Source organism: Synechococcus sp. R55.7 (assembly GCF_047461955.1).
Classification (GTDB): domain Bacteria; phylum Cyanobacteriota; class Cyanobacteriia; order Thermostichales; family Thermostichaceae; genus Thermostichus.
On sequence record NZ_JANSIC010000025.1, the window covers coordinates 7428 to 9538 of the forward strand.

1 protein-coding gene is annotated in these 2111 nt (G+C 61.9%); it reads left to right on the forward strand.

Annotated elements, in window-relative coordinates; genetic code table 11:
• On the forward strand, positions 1 to 2073 hold a 2073-nt coding region (locus tag NW820_RS02450), incomplete at its 5' end, for a transglycosylase SLT domain-containing protein (protein ID WP_414406594.1).
• Between the last annotated feature and the right edge of the window lie 38 nt (positions 2074 to 2111).

Here is a 2111-nt window from a genome sequence, read left to right on the forward strand (position 1 = left end):
GGAGCGGCTCTGGGTGGAGCTGTCTGGGGCTTCTACACCTCATCCTGGGCAGAAACCGTAGAAGTGGCCTCTGCACGAGAAGACAGGGATCCGACGCAACTGCCTCAAACTTCCACAACGGCCTTTCTGCAAGCCTATGCAGCGCTACAGGCCGGCCAAGCGCAATCTGCCTTGAAGCATTTGCAGGGGCTGGAAGAGAGCCTGCCGGTTCTGAGGGAAGAGATTTGGAAGCTCAGGGCCCAAGCCTATGAACAGTTGCAGGACAAGGAAACAGCCCAAGGGATCTGGTGGCCCCAGATTTTGCAGGAATATCCCCACAGTCCTGTGGCCGCCTACGCCCTCTGGGGGATGGGCCAGGTGGATCGGCTGCGGCAGCAATTTCCCACCCACCCGCTGACCGGACGTGCCCTCAAGCATTTGCTGGAGCTGGATCCCGACCGCTATGACCTGCTGCGGGATTTGGCCCAACATCACCCGCAAACCCCTGGGCTAACGCCGCTGCTGGATCGCTGGCGGCAGGCTCAGGAGGGATCCCTCACGGCTTCCGACTGGCAGATCCTCGCCGATGCCTACTGGGAGCAACGGGAGTACGGCAAAGCTGCCCGGGCCTATGGGCGTGCCCCCGCCACCTCTCAGAACCTCTACCGCTGGGGCCGCAGCCACCAGATCTCGCGGGAGTTTCCCCAGGCCAAAGCGGCTTACCAAGCGCTGCTGGCACAGTTTCCCGATGGGCCAGAGGCTTCTCTCACCCGCCGCCGTTTGGCGGAACTGAGCGACCTGCCGACGGCGATCGACTTGCTTCGACAGGTGGGAGCCGGCTCAGATAAAGAAGCTCCAGAGGCGTTGCTTAGCCTCAGCCAGCTTTACGATCGCAACGCCAGCCCCCAATCGGCCCAGGCTACTCGGCAAGCCCTTTGGGATCGCTTTCCAGCCAGCGAAGCTGCAGCCAATGCCGCCTGGACAGTGGCCTGGAGCCAAGCACAAGCAGGCAATCTCAGCCAAGCCATCGCCCTGGCCCAACAGATCGGATCTGCTCAGCGGGATACAGAAATGGGGGCACAACTGCTCTACTGGGCGGGCAAATGGCGGGAACAGCAGGGGGATGTGGCTGCAGCTCGGCAGACCTATCGGCAGGTACTGCGTCAGTTTCCCCACACCTACTACGGCTGGCGGTCGGCAGTGCAACTGGGCTGGCCGGTGGGGGATTTCTACAGCGGGCGCAAAAGGGTTGAGGTGGATTTTCAGCCGGTGCGCCAACCGTTGCCAGGGGTCTCTGCAGTTACGCAAACCCTGCATTTGATGGGAGCCAGCCAACTGGCCTGGGAACGCTGGCAGGGCGAAACTCCGGTGCAGCGGGATCCCGGCCAGATGAGCGTTGCCGAGCGCTTTGTTACGGGCATTTTGCGCAACAGCGCCGGAGAGCACCTGCGGGGCATTAACCAGGTGGCTGCTTTGCGCTTTAGCGAAGAGCCGGATCCCTTGCTGGAGACGTTGAGGCAGCGCCAAGATTTCTGGCAGGCCATCTATCCGCTGCACTACTATGCGGGCCCAGACAATTCCTGGAGCGGGGATCCCTACGCCCAACCCGGCTTGGCCCACTGGTCACGGCAATTTAACCTCAATCCTTTGATGGTGGCGGCTCTGATCCGGCAGGAATCCCGCTTTGAGCCAGAGATCGTCTCGGCCTCGGGGGCTTTGGGCTTGATGCAGGTGATGCCCGCCACCGGGCGCTGGATTGCCCAGCAGATCGGCCTGGCCCAGTACAGCCTCACCAACCCCGCCGACAATCTCTACCTGGGATCCTGGTACTTCGACTACACCCACCGCACTTACCAAGACAACACCTTGCTGGCCCTGGCCAGCTACAACGGTGGCCCCGGCAACGTGGCCAGATGGCTGAACCGCTTTGGCTTCGAGGATCCGGACGTGTTTGTGGAGCAGATCCCCTTCCCCGAAACCCGGGGCTATGTGAAGTCCGTGTTTGGCAACTACTGGAACTACTGGCAGCTCTACACCCAGGAGGGGCGCACTCTGGTCAGCCAGCGACTGCATAACCCCTCGTCTTCTTCATGACTTCCGGTTTTGTCGCGGGAGTGCTGCCGTAGAGGGAG